The sequence below is a fragment of the Paenibacillus sp. J2L1-98 genome (genome assembly GCF_056269405.1).
In genome coordinates, this window is sequence record NZ_JBWDNW010000010.1 from 52013 (window position 1) to 74102 (window position 22090).

11 protein-coding genes are annotated in these 22090 nt (G+C 47.8%); 2 read left to right on the plus strand and 9 right to left on the minus strand.

Going from position 1 to position 22090, the window contains the following annotated elements:
- Positions 1-4: 4 nt before the first annotated feature.
- The 7 genes from AC0YNZ_RS18495 to AC0YNZ_RS18525 form a co-directional block, all read right to left on the minus strand.
- Entirely contained in the window at positions 5-1744 is a 1740-nt protein-coding gene (locus tag AC0YNZ_RS18495; RefSeq protein WP_475828014.1) for a cache domain-containing sensor histidine kinase, read from the minus strand.
- Between the two features lie 3 nt (positions 1745-1747).
- Positions 1748-3256, minus strand: coding sequence for a response regulator transcription factor (locus tag AC0YNZ_RS18500; RefSeq protein ID WP_475828015.1), 1509 nt, complete (start codon positions 3254-3256; stop codon positions 1748-1750).
- Positions 3257-3435: 179 nt separating this feature from the next.
- Positions 3436-5022 (minus strand): extracellular solute-binding protein, encoded by a 1587-nt coding sequence (locus AC0YNZ_RS18505; RefSeq protein ID WP_475828016.1) that lies wholly within the window; start codon positions 5020-5022, stop codon positions 3436-3438.
- A 78-nt stretch (positions 5023-5100) separates the two neighbouring features.
- A complete protein-coding gene (locus tag AC0YNZ_RS18510; RefSeq protein WP_475828017.1) occupies positions 5101-5970 on the minus strand; it encodes a carbohydrate ABC transporter permease in 870 nt (289 codons plus the stop codon).
- 27 nt (positions 5971-5997) lie between these two features.
- Positions 5998-6972 carry an ABC transporter permease gene (locus AC0YNZ_RS18515; RefSeq protein WP_475828018.1) on the minus strand — a complete coding sequence of 325 codons (975 nt, stop codon included), beginning with the start codon at positions 6970-6972 and terminating at the stop codon, positions 5998-6000.
- A 505-nt stretch (positions 6973-7477) separates the two neighbouring features.
- A complete protein-coding gene (locus tag AC0YNZ_RS18520) occupies positions 7478-9691 on the minus strand; it encodes a helix-turn-helix transcriptional regulator (RefSeq protein WP_475828019.1) in 2214 nt (737 codons plus the stop codon).
- 396 nt (positions 9692-10087) lie between these two features.
- Positions 10088-17065: a LamG-like jellyroll fold domain-containing protein gene (locus AC0YNZ_RS18525; protein WP_475828020.1), complete on the minus strand. Its 6978-nt coding sequence runs from the start codon at positions 17063-17065 to the stop codon at positions 10088-10090.
- 388 nt (positions 17066-17453) lie between these two features.
- Between AC0YNZ_RS18525 and AC0YNZ_RS18530 the strand changes: the two genes are divergently transcribed.
- The gene (locus tag AC0YNZ_RS18530) at positions 17454-17852 is read left to right on the plus strand and encodes a transposase (protein WP_475828021.1); all 399 of its coding nucleotides are present in this window, start codon (positions 17454-17456) and stop codon (positions 17850-17852) included.
- 30 nt (positions 17853-17882) lie between these two features.
- Here AC0YNZ_RS18530 and AC0YNZ_RS18535 read toward each other — a convergent pair whose 3' ends face one another.
- Together AC0YNZ_RS18535 and AC0YNZ_RS18540 are read right to left on the minus strand one after the other, a co-directional pair.
- Positions 17883-19346 (minus strand): glycosyl hydrolase family 28 protein, encoded by a 1464-nt coding sequence (locus AC0YNZ_RS18535; protein ID WP_475828022.1) that lies wholly within the window; start codon positions 19344-19346, stop codon positions 17883-17885.
- A 315-nt stretch (positions 19347-19661) separates the two neighbouring features.
- On the minus strand, positions 19662-20801 hold the full coding sequence (locus AC0YNZ_RS18540; RefSeq protein WP_475828023.1) for an MFS transporter: 1140 nt from the start codon (positions 20799-20801) through the stop codon (positions 19662-19664).
- A 129-nt stretch (positions 20802-20930) separates the two neighbouring features.
- Between AC0YNZ_RS18540 and AC0YNZ_RS18545 the strand changes: the two genes are divergently transcribed.
- Positions 20931-22088, plus strand: a complete 1158-nt coding sequence (locus AC0YNZ_RS18545) for an acyl-CoA dehydrogenase family protein (protein ID WP_475828024.1) — start codon at positions 20931-20933, stop codon at positions 22086-22088.
- Positions 22089-22090 lie beyond the last annotated feature (2 nt).

Here is a 22090-nt window from a genome sequence, read left to right on the forward strand (position 1 = left end):
ACCGTCATTCAGGCTCGTTTCTTACAACCGGAACATCGATCGTCACGCATGTTCCTCCCCCGTCAGGGCTGCTGAAACGCAAACCCGCAGGCAGGCCGAAGTACAGCTCCAAACGTTTTTCGATATTTTTAATTCCGTAGCCGCTGCCTTTGTGCTTGCGCTCTTCCCTGCCTTCGCGATGCAAGCCAACGCCGTCGTCCTTCACTTCCAGCAGCAGCCGTCCATGGACGATTGCTCCCGTAATTCGAATGATTCCTTTGCCACCTTGCTTTTCGGAAATGCCGTGAATAATCGCATTTTCGACGAGCGGCTGCAGCGTTATTTTCGGAATAAGACAGCCCATCGCTTCTTCGTCGACGCCGAACTCGATTTGAATCCGATTCCTGAAGCGCTTCATCTGAATTTCCATGTAAATCGCGCTGAGGCGAACCTCGTCCCTGACTGTAACGAAATCTTCCCCTTTATTGAGGATAAGCCTGTAATAATCGGACAGCACGTATACGACCTGTTGAATATTGTCGCGCTCGCCCTTCTGCGCCATCCAGTTCAGCATATCCAGTGTATTGTATAGAAAATGAGGATTGATCTGAGATTGCAGCGCCTTGAGCTCCGCCTCATTCTTCTCCTGTCCAAGCTTGAACTGCTCGGCCATCAGATCCTGCACGCTGCCTATCATATAATTATAGCTGGAAATGAGCTGCCCGACCTCATCCTTGCCGGGCAATATGTCGAGCTGGTTCATCCGTCCTTGGCGCACCTGGCTCATCTTGTTCATGAGCAGGAAGATGCGACGGGTAATCGATCTCGCCGCCGGAAAAATAAAGATCAATATAATAAGCGAAATAATTAAATAAATAGTCAACATTTGCGTCCGGATACTGTTGATCGCTTCCGTCGCGGCCTTATTCGAAATAACGGTCATCAGATACAAGTTCGTTCTGCCGATTTTCTGGCCGCGTGCCAAATGCTCGCCGCCATCAAGCGTTACCTTCTTGAACGCCTCGCCGGTGTTTATAGGCTTCGGCAGATGCATTTCCGCATATTCCTCTTCTCCCGTGCTCGCAATCAGTTCTCCTGTCGCCGAGGCGATATAAACCAATTGGCCCGGACTCGACTTGGTCAAGCTTAGCCGGATCTGATTCAAATCGATATTCAACGTCACGATCCCGACAGGCTCGCTTAGATTTGTTGGATTCCACAATAACCTGCCGAGCGCCAAATACCGATTCGGAACGCTGTCCGACCCTTCTCTCGTTACCCATGCCGACCTTCCATTGTTCGCGTAAACGCTTTGCGCCCACGGCATATCCTTGACTGCTCCGAGCTTGCGAAACAACCCATCACTGCCGGTCAACATAAATCGGTCGTCGATAAAGTAATTAATGCTATCGAATTCGGGATTGCTCTCGATAATTTGCGTATACGCCACGACATTGTTAAAGACCGCGAGCTGCTCCGTCACACTCATTTCCGCCGGTTTCTTGGACAATATTGTATTCAAGTCCTTATTGATGCTAATCATTGTTGTCAGTTCTTCCAAATGGTAAAACTTATTGGATAACGTCGCGAGCATTTGCTCGTAATTCTTATTCTCGGCATAGCTCTGTCCATCTACGGCCAGCTTCCGTATTTCTCCGTAAGAGATGAAGAACGTGACAATAAGCGGCAAGATGCCGACAATCGCGAATAGAATCATGATTTTATTGCGCAAAGACATGTCGTTCATGTAGTCGATCAGCTTCATGTGCTAGCTCTTCTTCCGGTATTGCAAGGGCGATAGGTCCGTAGACGCCTTGAATACCTTGACGAAATAGCTTGCGCTGGCAAAGCCGCAAAGCTCGGCTATCGTATGCATCTTATAATGCTCGCTCTCCACCAGCTTCTTAGCGAGATCGATCCGATAATCGCTGATGTATTGCTTGATGGTGGTGCCCGTTTCCTCTTTGAAAAGCTTGCCCAGATGGTTCGTCGATAAATTCATATGGCTTGCAATCATGGTCAGATCCAGATCGATGTTGCGATAGTTGGAAGCGATATAGTTCATCACTTCCTGCACAAGCCGCGAATACTTCGAAACCTGCTTCTTCTCTTCCAACCATACCGAGGCGACCGCAAGCGTAATGGACTCGGCCCTCTCAATCATAGCGCATTGTTTTAAGGATTGTATGGCATCTGCTATTCCATGCTCATTCTCGAGCGCAGCAATCAGCTTCCGATTGTCGTTAATCAACGTCTGTGCTATCGTTTCAAGCAGCGCGATGACTCTCTCCCTTGCCGGATACTGCTTCTCTCTAAACGACACGAACAGCGCCCTCAGCCAATCGTGCAGCTTCTCCGGGCTTTCCTTGCACAGCTTATAGAAGGACGGAAGCGACTCCGAATAAAACTCGTTCGATCGGCCCGGCTCTTCCTGATGCGTCAGGCAGCGGGAATCCGGGCTGTAGAATGAACGGTCAAGCGCATTTCGCGCCGTCAGGTAACTGCCCCGAATCGCATTCACGCCGCTCGCTTCCGCTCCGATACCAATGACATAATGAACATTGCGCGTCAAGAACATTTCGTTTAAATAAAACAGCTTCTTATATTCGCTGCTGCCGCAGGCCACAACGATAAAGCAATGCCGGCGGTCAAGCTGCTCGCCGATCACCGTGAAGCCGTTGTCGCGCCAAAACGTAATAAAGGAATCCAAATCCGTCTTATGCGCATCCGACTCCATTCGGTTTCGCGCTATGAAGCATACGCACCGCTTATCCTCCGGAAACCCGGTCTCGCGGCACAGCCTTGCTATTTCATCCCGGTCGGCATGCTCGTCTCTGAGCAGTCCGGCCAGCTTCTGCTTGAGCAGCTCGTTCTTCTGGCGGAAGACGTCCGTCTGGGCCTGCTTCGCCTGAAGCGCGCGGACGGATTTGAGAATAGCCTGCTCAACCTCCGTCAGTTTGATCGGCTTCTCGATATATTCCACGGCAGACAGCTTAATGGCGCTCCGCAAATATTCGACGTCCATGTAACCGCTCATAAATATCAGTATGCTGCCCGGCGACTTCTCGGACAGCTTCTCGGCGAATTCGATGCCGTTAAGCTTCGGCATCCGAATATCGGTCAACACGATTTCAGGTTTATTGACTGAACTGATTCGCAGCGCTTCGGCTCCGTCGCCGGCAAGCAAAATCTCGTCGATTCCGTATGTCTCCCAATCGATGCTCTCTTTGAGCCCTTCTCTCGTATAATCGTCATCATCCGCAATCAACAATCGCATATGCATTCACCTCAGAAGTACAATGTTAATGATAACGCTTGCAATTTCTATTAATAGAATAACAGAATCATATTGGCTTATCCATGTGGCAATAACTGACATCGGCCTTGTAATATCATGAAGAAGCTCACCCTTCCGATCGAACGGAAAAATGAGCTTCTTCATTATAACATGTTAGATTATTTGCTTGCTGCGCGGCGCTCTTGATATACTTTTGTCGCCTCGTCGAGAATTTCTTGTCCGCCGGCTTTCAGCCATTGCGCTTTGAAGTCTGCAAACAGCTTGTCTACATCGCCTGCGTTCTTAGCGATGATTGCTTTCGTGTAAAACTCATCCTGCAGCGCCGACAAGTTCGCGAAGTACTTGCCTTTGCTTTCCAATACTGTCGGTCCAAGAACGTCAGCGATTAATTCGCTTCCATCCGTAAGTTTGGCTTTGAAATCGAGTTTATCTTGCGGCATGTGGAATTTCCAGGTCGATACAGCTCTTTCGATAAGCGGATTGTAGAAACCGCCAATTCCGAGCGCTAACCGCTTGTCCGCATCCGTGTCGTACGGCGCTTTCAGAACAGCAACACCGTCCTTCAAGTCATAAGATACGCCTGCTTCACCGAAAGCCGTAGTCAGGTAATTCTCTTCATTTGTCGCAATTTCTTCGAGAATTTGCAAAATTTTAATTCTCTTCTTTTCATCCTTTTCAACTTGCGCACCTAGTAAAAGCGGCGTTTGCAAGGCGCCATTCGACATTGAAAGCGATTTGCCGGCAGGACCGATCAAGCCTTTGCCGAATGCCGGTTCGATGCCGTTATCCGTAAACGTTTGCAGTTGTCCAAACAGATGGTGGTACATGTTCGTGTCGATAATGCCGATTTTTTTACTATTGAACTTTTGGCCCATGAGTCCGTTATCGTCCGTCATAAATTCTGGATCGATTAGACCCGCATTATACCATTTGTTCAGCAGCTTCGTTGCTTCGAGCGATTCATTCATAATACCGCCCCATGCAATCGTTCCATCTGATGCTTCCAGGAACATATACGGGTTAACGCCAAATGCGGAATAAACCTCATTGAACATCTGGTTTCTCGCGTTTTTGCCACGGCCGCTCATGCCGTACGTATCCTTCTGTCCGTTGCCGTCCGGATCGTTGTTGCGGAATTTCGTCAGTACGTCCTCGAACTCCTCAATCGTCTTAGGAGGCTCGCTGTAGCCAATCGCTTTCAGCCAATTATTGTTATAGGTCGGGATAAATCCAGTCGAACCGTTCAGCCAAACTCTCGGAATGCCGTAGTTTTTGCCATCAACCAAACCGATATCCCAAGCGTTCGGATTAACGGATTCGACGTCCGCGACATACTTCGGCATGTACTGTTTAATTTCATCCACTGGAACGTTCGCGATGACGCCTTGCTTAGCCCAGGTCACCATATCGACCTCAGTAGGCGTTTGCGGGAAAATGTCCGGAATTTCGTTAGCTGCGATTTTGAGCTTAAAGTTCTCGTCCGTAACTCGCATATTAATGATCTTCACGTTGTACTTCTCTTCGAGATACTTCTGAACATAGTTATTGTCTTCCTTCGGAACATCCCAAGTCGATGCCGCGAAAGTAATTTCGATCGGCGCTTCTTCCTTAACCGGAGTATTGGTCGCTGCTTCGGTAGCGGACGTGTTGTTGCCTTTATTGCCGTTACCGTTCGACGAGCATCCTGCCACCAGCACTGAGAACGATAACAATAACGCGATACCTAATTTCATACCATTTTTCATTTCTCTTTCTTCCTCCCTTTTGTATCGTGCAATAAATTTATTTAAACGGTGACATCATGTGCCACCGAGTAAACCGAATCAACCTTTGAGCGAACCGATCATCGTTCCTTTGACAAAGTACTTCTGCAAGAATGGGTAAACGACCAGGATCGGCAGCACTGCAAACATGATGGTGGCAGCTTTAATGGAAGCTTCGTATCTGATATTCGAGACAGCGGATCTGCCAAGTGTTTCCGCGTCCGTATTCGTAATGACAATCTCACGCAAGAAGAACTGCAGCACTTGCTTGCTTTGATCGGAAATGTACAGCACGGCATCGAACCAGGCGTTCCAATGTCCGACTGCGCTCCATAGCGCTAAAGTAGCGAGTACGGGCTTCGATAGGGGCAGCACGATGCTAAGCAAAATGCGGACATCGTTGGCGCCGTCAATCTTGGCCGATTCCACCAGCTCGGCCGGAATCGACATGAAGAAGTTGCGCAGGACGAGCATTGAGAACGTAGGAACGAGTCCCGGAAGAATATACACCCATACCGAATTCATCAGATGCAGCGACTTGATCAGCAAGTAGGTTGGTACTATGCCTCCGCCGAAGAACATCGTGAAGAGAATAATCATTGTGTAAAAATTTCGATGCGGCAAAGTTTTGCGCGAAAGCGGATATGCGCAGAGCGACATCATGATTAAAGTCAGGAAAGTCCCGACAACGGTCCTGAAAACCGAATTGCCGAACCCTGTCCATATTTTCTCTTGGGCCAGCACTTGCTTCCAAGCGGTGAAATCCACTTCTTTCGGATAGATATGAATTCCGAACCGGCTGGCCTCGGCCGGGGAGCTTACAGATAAAGAAGCGATATGCAAAAACGGATAGATCATGACGACGCACATCAGCGTAATGAATATGATAAGTATGGTTTGGAATATGTTTTCACCTGTAGTCGGTTTCAAAGTTTCTTTCCCCTTCCATGCGCCCTTTTACAGGACGCCTTCTTGTCCCATTTTCTTCACGACGTAGTTCGTCCCCAGCACCAAAGCAATGCCGATTATGTTCTTGAACAATCCAACCGCGGTCGTTAGCCCAAATTGCGCTCCCAGGATACCGGCCCGATAGACGTAAGTATCGATAATGTCGGCGACCTCGTACACGGCAGGGTTGTAAAGGTTGAAGATTTGGTCGAAGCCCGCGTTCAGGATGCCGCCCAGCGAAAGAATGAACAATATCGTAATAACCGGCAATATCGAAGGAAGCGTAATATACCAAATTTGTTTTATTCGATTGGCGCCGTCGATGACGGACGCCTCGTATAGCGACGGGTCGATCCCCGATAGCGCGGCCAAATATATGATCGTTCCCCATCCGATCTCTTTCCATATCCCCGTCCCTACCAGCGTCGAGCGGAAATAGTCCGTATCGGCAAGAAAGTAAATCGGCTCAATGTTCACCAGCTTCAACAGGAAGTTGACCGGTCCCTCCGACGGCGACAGCATGACGATAACGACTCCGGAAAGCACGACCCACGAGAAGAAGTGAGGAAGGTACGAAATCGTCTGGGCGATCCGCTTGAACCATCCGAGCCGCAGCTCGTTCAGCAATAAGGCGAGTATAATTGGCGCGGGAAACCCTAATATCATGTGGTAGCAGCTAATCAGCACCGTATTTCGGAAGATCCGCATAAAGTCGGGCGATTGGAAGAATAAAAACTTAAAATGATCTAACCCGACCCATGGACTGCCCAGTATTCCCAGCCTCGGGCTAAAATCCTTGAACGCCAACAAAACGCCGTATAACGGAGCGTAATGAAAGACGGCGTACCAGGCAATGACGGGAATGAGCATAAAAAACAAATACTTGCTCTTCTTGTACTCCCTCCACGTTGCCGCCCATTTCGAATCCTTTCGTACGGTTGCTTTGTTAACGCTTTCAATCTTGGCAATATTCACATTACTCATAGCTAAACATTCCTTTCCCACAATCGCATAGAAGCTTGTTGCGTACGACGATGAAGTCTAGACATAGCGTCCGGCGAGATGCTTCCGCCCTGCTCCCTATTCGTTAGCAACGCTTTCATAACTTAATCATAAGCGCCTCATTTGGCGCGGAATATAACAATTTCGCGAGATTTATTGTAATTTTCGGTTGGCATCATCCAATTACGTTAATATAAATCTCAATTTCGATTCGACCAATTTCGATGTTTTTTCGGCCCTTTTGATACGCTCAAGTTCAAGGGCGTTTGCCGGATTCATGCAGTTAAGCTCCTTTCAAAAAAAAATAGTTAGGTGTAAGGCGTCGGTTCCCCAACTCGCTTGCCTCTTACATTACAAATGTGAAAGCGTTTTTTCCATTGCAAAATCATTTGAATGCCTATACTTTCTTTCAATTAGGCTTGTATTATCTTTAATAAAAAGAAAAAGCAACCCGTCATGGGCTGCTTTTTCATTTTTTGGAAGCGTGCTAATGGGCCATTGTAACCCTACTATTCGCATTGCGGTATTGAACCGGTGTGATACCGAATCGGGCCTTAAATTTATTGTGAAAATATTGCGGATTTCGATACCCGACAAGGGAAGCGATCTCTGCAACGGACATCCGTGACTCAGCTTGAAGCAAGCCTGCAGCTCTTTCCAGCCGTGTCCTGGTGACATATTCGGTAAATGTTTCCCTCATGACTTCACCGAACAAGGTAGAAATGTATGCCGGAGCGAGCGAGGCCACTTCAGAAAGTATATTCAACGACAGATCTTCATGCAGATGCTCATCAATGTAGGTTTTTAATTTTAAGATGACATCCGCATGAGCATGACTTCCCGATTCACGCACATGAAGCACAGTCCGTTCGGAAAGGGCCCGAATCGAATCGATTGTTGACACAAGCGTATCTTTTTTCAGTTCATCAAACAAATGGGAAGGAGGAACCAGATTTTGCAGCTCCAATTCGATAACGATCTGATACAATGTGGAAACCAGCTGAAGCAGCGACAGCTCAACCGTCTCGAGCTGTAGGCTACGTTCCTCCAAAATCGCTGCAAATTCATCAATAAACCGGTTCGCGCCGTTCACGTCCCCGGCCTTTAACGCATTTTTATAGAGATCGAATGTAAACTGATACGGACTCGGATTGAAGCTTGAAATTTTCGAGTGCATAACGATCGCTTCCGGTCCATACATAAAGTGATAACGGGAGGCTTGCTGTGCCAATTGATACGAAATCGGGATTTCTTCCGGAGATTGAACCAAAGTGCCGATCGCAGCACCGAAACGGATATCTCCTTGTACTTCCTCTTTGATCCGGACCAAATGTGCGGCAATCGTCTCGTCTTCCAATGTGCTATTCGAATCTATAAAGTAGATAATGGCGGCCTCCTGCGGATTCAAGCTAACAAACTCGCACCGCACCGACTCGTCAATCCCTTCATAACGCTGCATGAATTTTTCGCTAAAGCTGCCTTCAGTAAGCCGAATATGCACAACCTTGTAACGGCAATCCTGCGGTAAGCCATCCATATGCTCCAGCTCGAGACTGGCGCCCAAAACAAGATTTTTCATCTCGATCGTTTTTGCACGGGACTCAAGATTCACGATTTTTTGTCCCATGAAATGAAGCGCACTGCCGATAATAGCATATTCATTCGCTTGCGGCTGCGATGAATCGGGATGATAAAGACTGCGGATGTGCTGAACTAACCGCTTCATTGGGATATAAAATTGCTTCGAAAACAGATAAGAAATGATTAAACCGAACAAGAGTACCAGACTGCAGCCCACGAATATGCTCGTTTTGAATTGTTCCGAAGACAGAACAAACGAATTTATAGGGCGAATGATCGCATAGGTCCAGCCGTTTTCCGACTTCTCCCCCTCAAGATAGGATAAAACGATATTGACTTGTTTTTCGTCATTTATTTCCTTGACCGTTTCACCGGAGCTGATTGCTTTCTTAAGGAGACTGACATCTTCTGGATTCGCATCACCCGTATGAACGATTAAACTACCGGATTTATCGAATATATATAGCTTTTCAAGCGGTGAGCTCATAATTTTAGCAGTCGTCTGAGTAATATGCTTCAGATCGATATCAACAAAGAGATAGCCCTTGGGCGAAGAATTCAAATTTTCATAGGGAAGCTTAACGATATAGGTCATTGCTTCCTTTCCGTCCGGCAGCGTTCGAATCATCCACTGGTTCGCAATCATTTGATCCAACTGCTTGATGAAAACAGCGTCCTTAGAGTTATCGGGCGCCATATAAAAATGATTTTTATCCACTACGAAATTATCTTTATGAAAATAGACTGTCGCGTTAGAAGCACCTTCATTTGCATGTACGATTAATTCGAGATCTTGTAGAAAGTGTAAAACTTGGGTAGAATTACCTACCCAACCGTTCTCCAATAAATAGTTTAAATTGGAATTTTGTTGAGTGAATAGGGTTGATAAAGTGGTGTTTTGAAGATTGGCTTCAAACTTGCCAAGCAGCGTCTGCTCGACATAATCCTTAGCGGTAACGAGCCGGATTTGACTGTCCCTTGCGATTTCGTCGACCATCATACGATTGGCTTGGGAATACAAATAACCTCCCGCAAGTCCTATTAGGACGACAGCTAATACAGTGTAGGATAATATGAGACGGGTAAAAAAGGAATTTCTATACTTAGGCAGTGATCTCATTCTAATATCCTCCTACAAGATGAAAATCAATCTATGAAATGCGGCCTATAAACCTCGATCTATATTATAAAAGCCATTACTTTTATTTGCAAGCGCTTACATACATGATTGTTCTACTTGTATTTTGCATTATAAATGAAGTATTTCAGAATGACTAGCTTATTTTAGGAAAGATAATAAAGAGTTTCAGTTACATACGATCTTACTTTACATTCAGAAAGCCTTTTTATCCAGTATAAAATCTTTCGATTTTTTAATCATTCTTCCATAAGAACGATACAAGATCCGAAATTTGATCAGAAGATACGTATAACTTTCATTCATAAAAAAAGCAGCAGCCCTAATAAGGGCTGCTAATAAAGGATTCCAGCTGTTCAATTATTTGTTCCATTCGGTTTAGATAAGCGTTTGAGCCCACCGGATCAGGATGTCCGCTTGTTCTTTCGTAAAGAATTTTCCGGATTGATCCGTTACTTGACCAATATAGTCGGCCATCATGCTCTTCGCCGCGTTTATTTTTCCGCTGGCAGCGGCTGCCTTCGCCTGATCTAGTTTGGAATTCAATGATTTTGCAACACTGCCCCATCCTTTGACATTCGTTGCCTGTAGAAATGCAGTTGTTACTGTCTTTAAGCTGTCAAACGTTGCCTTAACGGTGAACGTATGCGTAACCGTCGTTACATAGCCAGCCTTGTCTTCTGCTGCCAACGTCACCGTATTCTGACCGGATTTCAAGGTATACGCTTTGACCTGCAGCAGCGGTTTTGCACATGGTGTACCTTTTACGCCCGAAGTAACATCGGTCGCGGTACACGTCATGGTAACCATCTGGTCGATCGTATACGAAGCTGCACCTGTTATTTGCACCACAGGTGCCGTAAAATCGATTTTGACCTCCTGTGATTTCTCCTCTCCCGTCTTAACGGAACGGTACAGAAGCTGATGCGTTCCTTCTTCTTTCAGATTAATAGGCGCATCGTAGGCAACCCAGCTGCTTCCTCCATCCAGGCTGTATTCCGCGATTGGCGCAGGAGACAAAGTCACCGTGACAGGTGACGTGTACCAGCCGTTCTTGCCATTCGGAACTGCAGGATCCAAGGATGGGGATATATCCTTCCATTGCAACCCTTTCAGTGCTGCAAGCAGGCTGGCTTCCGCCGCATCAATCTCTGCCCGGGTTGCATCAGCATTTGCGGATACATGCTCCGCATTCGATACAGCTGTCTGAAGGACTGCTACACTTTCCTCCGTATAATTGACGGCATTAATCGCTGCAGCTTCTTCCAACAAAATCGGAAGCAAGCTGTTGTCGGTCCACTTCGCCGCATTGTTCACGACGGCCTGAATCTCTTCCGCGCTTAAAACGTGGTCATAGACGCGGAATTCGTCGATCAAACCATTGTACAGCGGATCGGGCCACTGGCTCTTTCCAATATAGTTCTTGCTCGGTTTGAAATCGCTCGGTTTGATCGTGAAGCCGTTAACAGTGGCCTTCTGCTCGCCGTTAACATACAATTTCGCCGTACCGTTTCCGAGCGTTACCGCCACATGAACCCATTGATTAGTGGCCAGCTGCGCGGTTTGCACCATTTGTTCGCCGCCGCCGTTCTTGATCGCGAAACGCAGCGTATTGTTGCCTGAACTTGGCGTTAGGAACATGTATTGATTGGTGTTATTCCCGAAATCGAAAATTCGTTGCCAATTGCTTCCACCCTTCCAGTTCACCCAGGTTGCAAAGGTGATCTCATCGTAAGTGGACATAATATGCGACGATGGCAGCGTTGCATAATCGTCACCACTCAAATTGAAGGCTTGGCCGACTTTTCCTTCCGCGTAAACAGGCGTCCCGTCGACGGTTCCGTGAGACGTTCCTATGGAATTGTCCGCATTTCCTTCAAACGCATAAAGCGATGGAACCGGTACAAGCAGGCCTTCCGCCTGGTCAAGCTCAGCTGCAAGCTGCACCTTATCGGATTCCGGTTTTGCCATCTCCGCTTCGATCCGCTCTACTTCCTTCATGTAGAGGTAGTAGCTGCCTTTCGTGATGTCTGTAGACGGAAGAATTTGAAGCATGACCTTAAAGTCCACGATTTGTGTAACTGAAAATTGACTGTTGCTAACCGTAAAGGTTACCGGATGATTTCCATAATCGGCTTGGCCCGGTGTCCATATGAAAGCTCCGGTCGATGCGTTGAATACCGCGCCTGCAGGCAAATTGCTCGCGCTGTAAGTCAAAGCCTCGCCTGATAGATCGGATGCCGTTACATTATAGGTGAACGGTTGTTTCGCCGTCAGCTCCACCGTCTTATCGGAGGTGAAAATCGGCTGTCCTTTTACGGTAATTTTGATCGTTTGAGATGAAGACTTCTCACCGGATGTTACGGTAAAGGTTACGGCATACACGCCGCTTTGTTCCTTAGCCGGCGTCCATTCGAAGGTTTGGGTAGCTGCGTTGAAGGTGGCTCCCTCAGGCAGACCGTTGGCCCCGTATACGATCTCTGCATCGGTATTCGTCGCTTTGACGATAAAGGTAAGTTCTTTTTCCGCGATAACGGTTTTGTTTCCAATGGAATCAAGCACCGGCATTCCCGGAATATACTGCAATCCCTTCAGCGCCGTCACTAAACCCTCTGCTGCCCCATCGATTTCTTCTTGGGTTGCACTCTCGTTGCCGGCAGCCGGCGATGCTGCGGTTACAGCCTGCTCAAGTGACTGCAAGCTTTCAGCCGTATAAATCTCAGCAGCAACTGCTACTGCCGATTCATCCAGCAGGTGCGTGAGCAGCGTTTTGTCAATGCCTCTCTCCATGAACTCTACTTCCTGAAAGTTCACGAAACCGGAATGATCGTCATAGATACGGATATACCGGTATGGCGTCGTATCCGGATTGATGGCGGAATACCATTTGAATCCCGTTACGCCTGTAATCTTATGCAGGTCGACCCAGTTTACGCCATCATTAGAGCCTTTAAAGACCGTATTGTTGGCACGGGTGAAATGACTCTCCCTAGGAAGATAGCGGAAGGTGTCAACCACTTTTTCATTGCCTGCGCCGAAGTCGATATCCACCCAGCTTACAACCGACCTCGTGTGGGTAAGGTTAGTCGTTATGCCATCGAATAAAAACCATCCGTTTTGCGCTTCAGAGATATTATCATTATTCCAATATTTTTCGGAGGCTCGAACCATGGAAGGCTGCATCTCAACTTTCGTCAGCAGCATTCTGAACGAAACAAGCACATTTTTAGCCGCATAGATATCGTTTATCAGCTGCTCCTCGTCAAAGCCCGGTTTTGCCATTTCGGCTTTGATTCGGTCCAGCTCTTTGTGGTACAAGTAGAAGCTGGCTTTCGTATAATCTTTTGCCGAAAGGCTCTCGGCATCTTCCATGACGACTGCAATGGAATCCGCATAAGCGGAAACGGTTGCTGAGAACGGCTGTGGTGATCCATCGCCGTGGACGGCCATGACCTTGTAGTGCAAGCTGCCGTATTTCAGGCTTGCTTCATCGAATGAAGTCGCTCTCGCACTCGTAAGAACTTGCGTCCAAGGGGAACCGTCTGCGAGCTCTGTCGTACCCGTTTTAAATACCGGATCGGTCAAACTCGCTGCTTGATCATTGGTGCGGTACAGATGGAAGGAGGCCGCTTGCTTCGGTTTATTCCAGTTAACCGTAACTTTGTCCTTCACTTGTACGATATAAGGCTCGATGATATTGCGCGGTGTTTCCGTTACGGATACCTCGCTGAACTGCGCCCCAGCCGCTGCCACAACGCCTGCATAGTAGGCATATGGCAATAGGGTCATCATTTTCTTGACAAATTTCCAGGTTACGCCGTCCTTGGACACAAACGCATTCACATTTTGCGAATCATGTTCGCGTACCAATTTAATATACGGATAATCGGCTGCCTTGTATCCGGTACTTCCCGGGTTGTATGGACTCATGACGATACCGGACCATTGGATGCGGGAATCCCTTGTCCGGCTTTGCAAGACGAGATTGCCGTCTTGGTCTGCGCCAAAATACATATAACGCGTATTTGAAGCAAGCTGATCACGCAGCATAATTCCGCTTGCTGCTCCGCTATGGCTGTCAATCTTCGCGCTAATCGTGCTGCTGCCGGCTACGACTTGGCTGACGAAATGCAAGGAGTCGTTAATGTCCCTCTTGTAAATGTTATAATCGTCGCCTTTTCCGAGCCCCTTGCCATCGGCAGACTCAATCGTGATCGAAGCGCCATTGACCGTTGCACTTCCGGATGTTGTGCCGATCCGGTCGTCACGCCATACCCCGTCAATGCCGGATATCGGCGCTGTCAAATCGACCTTCGCCCGCCAGGAATCCCATCCGGATCCGTTATCGTTTACGGCAGCTACTTTGTAATAATAGACGTTGCCGTTCTGTACATCGGTATCTTTGTAAGTATTGCCTGTTACTCCTGTTGCAATGGTCTCATACGTAGCGTTTTCCGTTGTCGAACGTTTAATCGTGTACGTTTTCCCACCGGATGACGTTCTCCACGAGAGGCCGACATAGCCGTTGCCTGCCAGCGCATTCACGAAATCAACGTGGTTCGGCTTCTGGGCCGCATCGAAATCGGAGGACAGCTTCAGCACCATCGCCGATTTGTGCGAAATCGTCACTTTCCCGTCCTCAACCGGAATACTCGCTCCCGTCACCAGATCCAGCACCGTGCTTCCGTTGTAATCGGACGGCAGCTCAATCTCAAACGATTGTTCGTTTCCGTATTCGCTCCGGGTTGTATTGATGGCCATGAAATATTTCCCGTACCTGGCCGTCATCAAATCCGGATAACCGGAATACGGATGGTCCACTTCGAAGTTATCGCGGTTGACGCTGCCGACGCCCGGCTGATAAGCGGAAGGATTCACTTCGCCGGCCAGCGCTTGCGGCAGGTTGCCTACATTGGCTGCTTGATCCGACATAAAATCTACGTCTACATTCTGCGTACGAATGTAATAGTCCTCGTACTGGAATTTCGAGTTGGTGGCTACTTGTACGACGCTTTCATAATTGTCTTTCATGACATGAAGACGTCCGTTGCCCGCCAGTCCGCGATTGCGGAAATACAACGAGCCGTTAAACGAAAGATCGCCGTCTCTTACCGACAAGATCATGTTGTCGATGTCTGCCCATGCAAACTGCTCATAATCAGCCGGATCAACGCCCAGTTCGGCCATTTCTTCCGGCGTATAGTAATCAAAATCCGTATGCGGCAAAATAACGCCGGCTTTTAATGTTCCTCCTGTCCGCTCGTAGGAGGCCCGCTCTCCGGTCAGGTATCTGTATACTTCCGAAACCAGAAAATTCTCGGAGCTCATGGAGCTATACGAACCGAAACCGTAATTGAACAGCTGGTTATCCAGCATTTGCTGCTGCGTAAATCCGACTGCCTCTTTCGCATACTGCCAGTACTTATCCCATTCCGGACTGCTGTATCTTTGCTCGTTCTGAACCATCGCCATTTCCAAAGACGCGAACAGCAGGGCCGTTCCAGAGCCCGCATTTGTTGCATAGGCGTTAAATCCGATCGGACCTTCGTTCCGTTCATCCAGCGTTTGATCTGCGGTCATGACCCGATTCTTGTCGCCACTCAGCATCGGAACGCGGAGATACGAGCGGGCATCAACCGTTTTTAACGCCAATTTCAGAATTTCGTCGTTCAGTTCTTCATCGCCTGCGTGATTTAATGTTTTGTAGAAATATTCCGGAAGATAGTTGACGGCTTCCCCATAGTTGGCTACATACGTATTTTCTCTCGACAAACCAGCTTCGGTAATGCCTAAGTAATGCTCGCCGTACGGCTTCCGCCTGACGACTTTCCCTTCCGCATCCAGCTTGCTCTTGGCATATCCTTTACCGACAATATGCACATAATCATTCGTGAATACCGCTGCGCCATCGTGATGGAAAAGGGAGTGGTACAGATCCAATTCCTCACTATTCGGTCCAACCAGCACTTCTTCGCCCAGAAACGGTATGACGCCGATCGCTTCAAGCAGAATGTCATGGCTGCGCTCCTTGCCTTCAAAGAAGCTCGATCCGATTATACCAAGCCCTTCGTGAGCTTCCCATGCGCCTTCATAGGTATAGAGCTGCTGGTTATAAATATAGGACAGCCTTGAGCGGGCAAAGTCGAAGCTTGCCTTCAGCGCCCTTTCCCATGCTTCGCGGCGCGTCAATTCGCCGCCATTCCAGTCTACGCCTGCAAGCGAGAACTCGCCAGCGGCTGTTCCAGTAACGAAAGGTTGGTCCAGGAAAGCATCGAATGCTGCTTGTCCATATACCGCGTCATCCTTGATGAGGTTCTCGACAATGTATAACGCTTCGCCCAGAGCGCTGTAATAACTACCCCAGTCGCCTTGATGTCCGCCGCGAAGCACCCTTCTTGAATCGGCGTAATAATCTTTCACATGATTGTCAATCGATTTGAAAATACGCGCCAGCGCCGCTTTTTTTAGTTCCGGCGTATTCGCGGGAGACCAGGACTGATTCAATATCCTTGAATAATATCTCATATCATCCTTGTACCGCTCGATCGAAAACTTAGCTCCTGCCGAATCATCGATATTGCCCGACAGCGTATTAAACCGGTTGATTTGTGCCTGCCTGTGCGCATCTACTTTGGCTTGCTTCTCCTGATCCGTAATGTCTGCCTTCACAATGGAAGCCATGTTCTCCGGAAACAATTCCGCTCCTTGAGGTTCATCCTCCACATTCAGGTAGGCTTGCGGATGTGTGTAGGCCGTATAATATTTCTTAGAAGTAGTATCCATATTGCCAAACACGTTCATCGTTTTGATGGTGATTTCAACAGTCTCCTTGCCTACCGTCGTTTCCAGCGGAAGCATGATCGTGTAGTAGAGAAAGCGGTTCGGGATTCCCCAGCTCCGGTTGAACTCATAATCGCCGTTTCTATAGAAACCAACTTGCTCGCCGTTAACGACAAGAACCGGTTGATGCCCTGCTTCATCCGAGAACTTCATCGTGAAATAGTTCTGGAGATAGGGATCGACCTTCATCGTAAACGTTAAATCTCCACCTTGCCCTTCCAGCGGAGTACGCGGATTCGATACCCGGGCAGGCTCGCCTAAAAACCCGGTAATGGTGCTTGTGAAATCGCCTGTAAATTGGTGAGCGCTTTCAGAGGCGGCGTCGCCAAATACGACTTTATCCAAATAGCCGTTACTATTATTACTTGATGCTGTTTCTGCATGCACCACGGAAGGCTGCATCGGAATAAATATTTGCGAAATTAGCGCAACAATGAGGCTGACAGCCAGCACTCTCGCAGCCTGGTTGGACAAATATTTCTTTGAGTTAAAGACACTCCTAGTAATACTGCTCATTTTCGTCCTCCTTAAAATAAAAAAATGCATCTGTCCCTTGACCCCTTCTTTTTTCACCTCCAAAAGAGCATGTCTTCCATGGTTATGAGACTGAACAAGATGCTAAGGAATCATAGCAAATACTACCATAATGAAAACGCTCCATCTATTGTAACTTCATTCATTTTCCTCACAATTATTTGAAATCGTTAAAATTCAATACATCGTTATTTTTCAAACCATGTTTTTACATTCAATCGGCTAATGGCTATACACTCGGGCAGCATCCTAAAGACCAAATCATACTCCTACAGCTGCAAAACACGCCAAAAGGCTGCCCATCTGATATGCTCCCCAAATAGTAGACAGGTGAAATAATAAAACCTGCTGCTATGAGGGGAGTATTTTCATGTCTAGAGTTCAATATAACGCGAAGGAGAAACTCGCCATTATCGAAGAAATCGATAGTGGTGAACTTGTCGTCATGGCCGCTGCTTATAAATATGGGATTTCCAAGACAACCTTGGTGAAATGGCGACGCCGGTATGAAGTCTATGGTTTTGAAGGACTAGAGGTACAAACGGAAAACCGCAGCTATTCCGCAGAACTTAAGCTTCATGCGGTGTTGGATTACCTTGAGGGGGAATTATCCCAATACGATATCATTGATAAATACAAGATCGCGAGCAGAACACAGCTAACGGACTGGGTGAAGAAGTATAATAGTCATAGCAGCTTAAAGGAGCATTTAGAAATAAAACCAATCCCTCTATTCAAAAAGAAAGGAGGAAACCGTCGTCTTCCATGAGACGCCGAATCTCCTCCGATGCTTTCATTTTCATTTTACTACTACTACGTTATTGACATATTTCCCTATTTGAATATTTCCCGATTGCGCATCTGTAACCTCTATGCCGTTGATTCTGAAATTCTCAAACGTAATCCCATCAACGATCCGCTCCTCGTCAAAGCCCTCGATAACGGATGGATTGTCGCATATTCCGTTGAACTCAATATTTTCAAACCTAATATTTTCAACTCTGCTGCCAGGACTCGGATTATATTTCGGATTTTGAAAGACGCGTATATCGATGAGCCGTCCCAGCTCAAATTGCTCAACCCGAATATTTCTGTACGTAACATTCCTAACGGTGTTCTTGTCGGCGGCATTAATGGCCATACATCCCCAATAGCCGTCCTGCGGCTCATGGTGCTCCAAAATATCGATGTTATCGAAGACGATGTTCTCAATGATGTCACCATCATGCTCGTGGTCTCCGTGGACGCCGATCATGATCGGATGCGCGACATCCGCCCATAACACGGAATTGGTCACGGAAATATGCGTACTATCCCCATAAAAATCCCCCCGGCTTCCATAGATCGCGATGCAATCGTCGGAGGTGCGCAGAAATACGTCGTCGATATGAACATAAGAGCAGGACATCATGTCAATGCCGTCAGACCACCCGCGTGTACTGAACGTCTTAAAGTTGTTGATGCGAACATGCTCCGACTTCCCAAGATGAATACTGTAGTGGGGGGGATCTACCGAAATGATGCCCTCCACCGTTATGTTGCGCGAGAAATCGATTTGTAAGGTACGCAAATAGGTTGTCTTCTCGATATTCGTCAAATAAATAATTCCGCGTCCCCTGATCGTAACGTCTTCTACATGGTCGCATATCATTGAGCCCACTACCATAGAGCCGCCGGCGAGATATACCGTCTTGCCCGAGGGGATTCGCAATATATTATCCTCAAAATAATGCATGCCCGGTCCGAAATAGAGCACCTCAGGAACCATTTCTTCCCTGTCACTGGTGTTTCCAATGGATGATGTAAGACGGGCAATAAGCTCTTCCGACCGGTGCCTGCCTGCTTCTAAGTAGATTGTCCGGTCGTCTCCCACTTCCGGCACGTTCGTCTCCAAACCATTTGCAAATATATGAAGGTTATGAAATCTCTCGCCATTCGCTTCGAATGACAGCTTCCTTGGCCGGTCAAGCATGAAAGTTACGGTATTCCCCGTTTGAACGAACGGGATGTCAAAGCTATTGGGACGAATAGCAACGCTTTCAAAAATGCCTTCTGTTTTCGTCACCTCCACCTCTACTTTACCCTCGAAGTCAAAGGTAACCATGGAAGCCTCTCGCACATTATGCATATCTACTTTAACTAAATAGGAGAAAAGCTCCCGCCACTCTCCGTTTTCCACTCGTACACGAACGTAGAAATCATGATTAGCGACTGCCTCAGGGGGAGCCGGAAAAGTGATTAATGCAGCGCGGGTAGATATCATCCGTATCAGCCTCTTTCTCTTATTATTTCGCCATACACAAAGCAAACATTAACAAATTGAAAGGTTTATAGCTATTGTAAGATCATTCAATTTAATCAACTTTCTTTTAAATTAGAGAGGATAAATGGAAGCTGGACTATATGGACGCGCGACTATAATCACATACGTCTTTTGAGCGTACCGACCTTATCGTCTATTTCCCGAGAAATACTAATTTGAAAAGCTAGGAGTCAAAAAGGGGACTGCCTTCAGGTAGATAAATCTACTTGAAGAACAGTCCCCTTTGCCTTATAAATCGCGCAGCTTTGTCCGAAATCAAAAACTGATGGCGTTGGCACGCTTCTTGGTTATGGCGTAAAGAGCCGAGGCAGCCGCGCAAAATATGCCAAGAATGAAATAGAGAATAGTCACTCCCAGATGATCAACGATCATTCCGCCCGCCGCATTGCCGACAATGCCTCCCAGCCCCCAGGTAGTAGCCGCAAAAATGGTTTGCAGTGTCGCCTTGGTTCGATCGCTGGAGAAGCTGTCGACAACCTCAACGGCCGTACCCGCGACAAAAGCGAAAGCGATCCCGTCCAAAAGCTGCAAGGCTAACGTCAAATAAACATCTGTGAACGCGAACAGCATGACATATTTAACAGAATAAATGGCTGCCGCGATACAAAGCACATTGTACCGGCCAATTTTTTTGCTTAGCTTCGCGGAAATCCAAAACATAGGCACTTCGATAATAGCGGCTATCGCAAAGGCGCTGCCAAGCAATCTTTTATCAAAGCCAAGTTCCTTGAAATAAATAGGTAAAAAAGAAAAATTGATTGCGACGGACATGAAGGTCAGCATGCTGATACCGACAAAAATCAAAAACGGCCTATTTCGGGAAACCTCGCTAATCTGCTCGAAAATGGTCGTCTTTTTAAAGGACGGCTTTGCCTTTGGAAGCAGCAAGGTGACGAGCGCTAATATCAAATTGACGGCAAGGTAATAAAAGAAAATGTGGTCATAGCCGTATTTTTCGTATAAAAAACCGGTCGCAAAGGCACCTATCGAATAGCTTAACGCCCCCCATAACCGTACGCTTCCGAACGAAAACCCCTCTCTGTTACCTATCTCAACGGCAATGGAATCGCTGAGCGGACCCATAGACGATTGAAACCAAGCGAACAATACGGAAAGCATAATAATGGCGGACAGACCGTCGAAGTAATAAAACCCGAGCCCGATAACAGGCGCTGCAATCGCCGATACCATCAATATTTTGCGGGGATTGCTTAGACGGTCGTTCAGCATACCCATAACGGGCTGAGAGATGACGCTGACAAACGCCCATAGTGAAAGGATCAGTCCCACTACCGTATTACTGAAGCCTTTATCGCTAAAAAAGAGACTCGTGTAAGGTGTGTAAACAGATATAGCCAAATAAAACAAAAAATAATAGCCTGCTAAGCTTCTCACGGCGCTTCTCCTCTGTGTATTTATGATTAAGCCATCGTTAATAAAGCCGCCGTTTCACCGTCTTCAAATAAGGTATGGTAAAATACGGGTAACGAATTGATGAAGGTATTTTGAAGGAGTGCATGATCTATGGGTCGTTTAATCGATCAATATATCCGCAGTGCTGCGGAGAGGGAGCGCGCCGAGCAGATGGAGGCACTGGCTTCCCGTTTTGCCGAAAGAGCGGCCTTACACGACCGGGACGGGTCGTTTCCGCACGAAAATTTTGCCGACCTGCATAAGTCCGGCTACTTAAAGCTTACGGTTCCGCGTATATTCGGGGGCGAGGAAGCAACGCTTTACGAGCTCGTTTCGCTGCAGGAGCGCCTTGCATACGGTGACGGCTCGACTGCCCTAGCCGTCGGCTGGCATCTCGGCCAAGTGCTGCATCTCAGAACAACCCGAAAGTGGCCGGATAAATTGTTCGAGGAGCTGTGCCGGGCAATCGTTGATGACGGCGCCATGATCAACACCTTCGCCAGTGAATCGGCCTCGGGAAGTCCAAGCCGCGGCGGCAAGCCCGAAACTACAGCAATCCGAACAGAGGGCGGCTGGCTCATTACGGGGCGCAAAACCTTCAGCACCCTATCCCCAATTCTTGACCGTTTTGTCGTATCCGCCTATATCCCGGAAGAAGACGGCACTGCCGATTTTCTTATTTATAAAAACGGGCAGGTAAGCATCATCGAGACCTGGGATACGATAGGGATGCGGGGTACGGGAAGCCATGACGTTGTGTTGGACAGTGTCTTTACTCCAGGTGACTGCCGCCTTCCGGGAAATGGAATAGATGACGGCGGCGGCTGGCTGCTCCATATCCCTGCATGCTATATGGGTATCGCATTGGCTGCGCGCGATTTCGCGGTTTCATTTGCCCAAACGTACCGTCCCAACCATCTTCAGGGTCCAATTGCTGAGCTTCCGCTGGTCCAGCAGTCAATCGGACAGATGGAGGCTGAGCTCCGTACGGCCCGCTGTCTCCTGTATACAGCGGCCGACCGCTGGGACCGGGAGACAGAGAGCCGGCCGCTGTTGAAGCCCGAGCTTGGACTAGCCAAATACTCAGCAACAAATAACGCGATTAAGGCGGTTGACATAGCCATGCGAATCGTTGGCGGTGCCAGCTTATCCAAAAAATTGCCGCTGGAGAGGTATTACCGCGATGTCCGCGCCGGCCTTCACAACCCGCCGATGGACAATACGGTGCTGCATACACTCGCCGCAGTCGCTTTGAACGAGATGCGTTAACT

Excerpts from the sequence above, each read along its gene's own strand:
- AC0YNZ_RS18520 (WP_475828019.1), bottom strand. The coding sequence starts at position 9,691 with ATGAGATCACTGCCTAAGTATAGAAATTCCTTTTTTACCCGTCTCATA.
- AC0YNZ_RS18515 (WP_475828018.1), bottom strand. The coding sequence starts at position 6,972 with ATGAGTAATGTGAATATTGCCAAGATTGAAAGCGTTAACAAAGCAACC.
- AC0YNZ_RS18535 (WP_475828022.1), bottom strand. The coding sequence starts at position 19,346 with ATGATATCTACCCGCGCTGCATTAATCACTTTTCCGGCTCCCCCTGAG.
- AC0YNZ_RS18545 (WP_475828024.1), top strand. The coding sequence starts at position 20,931 with ATGGGTCGTTTAATCGATCAATATATCCGCAGTGCTGCGGAGAGGGAG.
- AC0YNZ_RS18495 (WP_475828014.1), bottom strand. The coding sequence starts at position 1,744 with ATGAAGCTGATCGACTACATGAACGACATGTCTTTGCGCAATAAAATC.
- AC0YNZ_RS18530 (WP_475828021.1), top strand. The coding sequence starts at position 17,454 with ATGTCTAGAGTTCAATATAACGCGAAGGAGAAACTCGCCATTATCGAA.
- AC0YNZ_RS18500 (WP_475828015.1), bottom strand. The coding sequence starts at position 3,256 with ATGCGATTGTTGATTGCGGATGATGACGATTATACGAGAGAAGGGCTC.
- AC0YNZ_RS18525 (WP_475828020.1), bottom strand. The coding sequence starts at position 17,065 with ATGAGCAGTATTACTAGGAGTGTCTTTAACTCAAAGAAATATTTGTCC.
- AC0YNZ_RS18505 (WP_475828016.1), bottom strand. The coding sequence starts at position 5,022 with ATGAAAAATGGTATGAAATTAGGTATCGCGTTATTGTTATCGTTCTCA.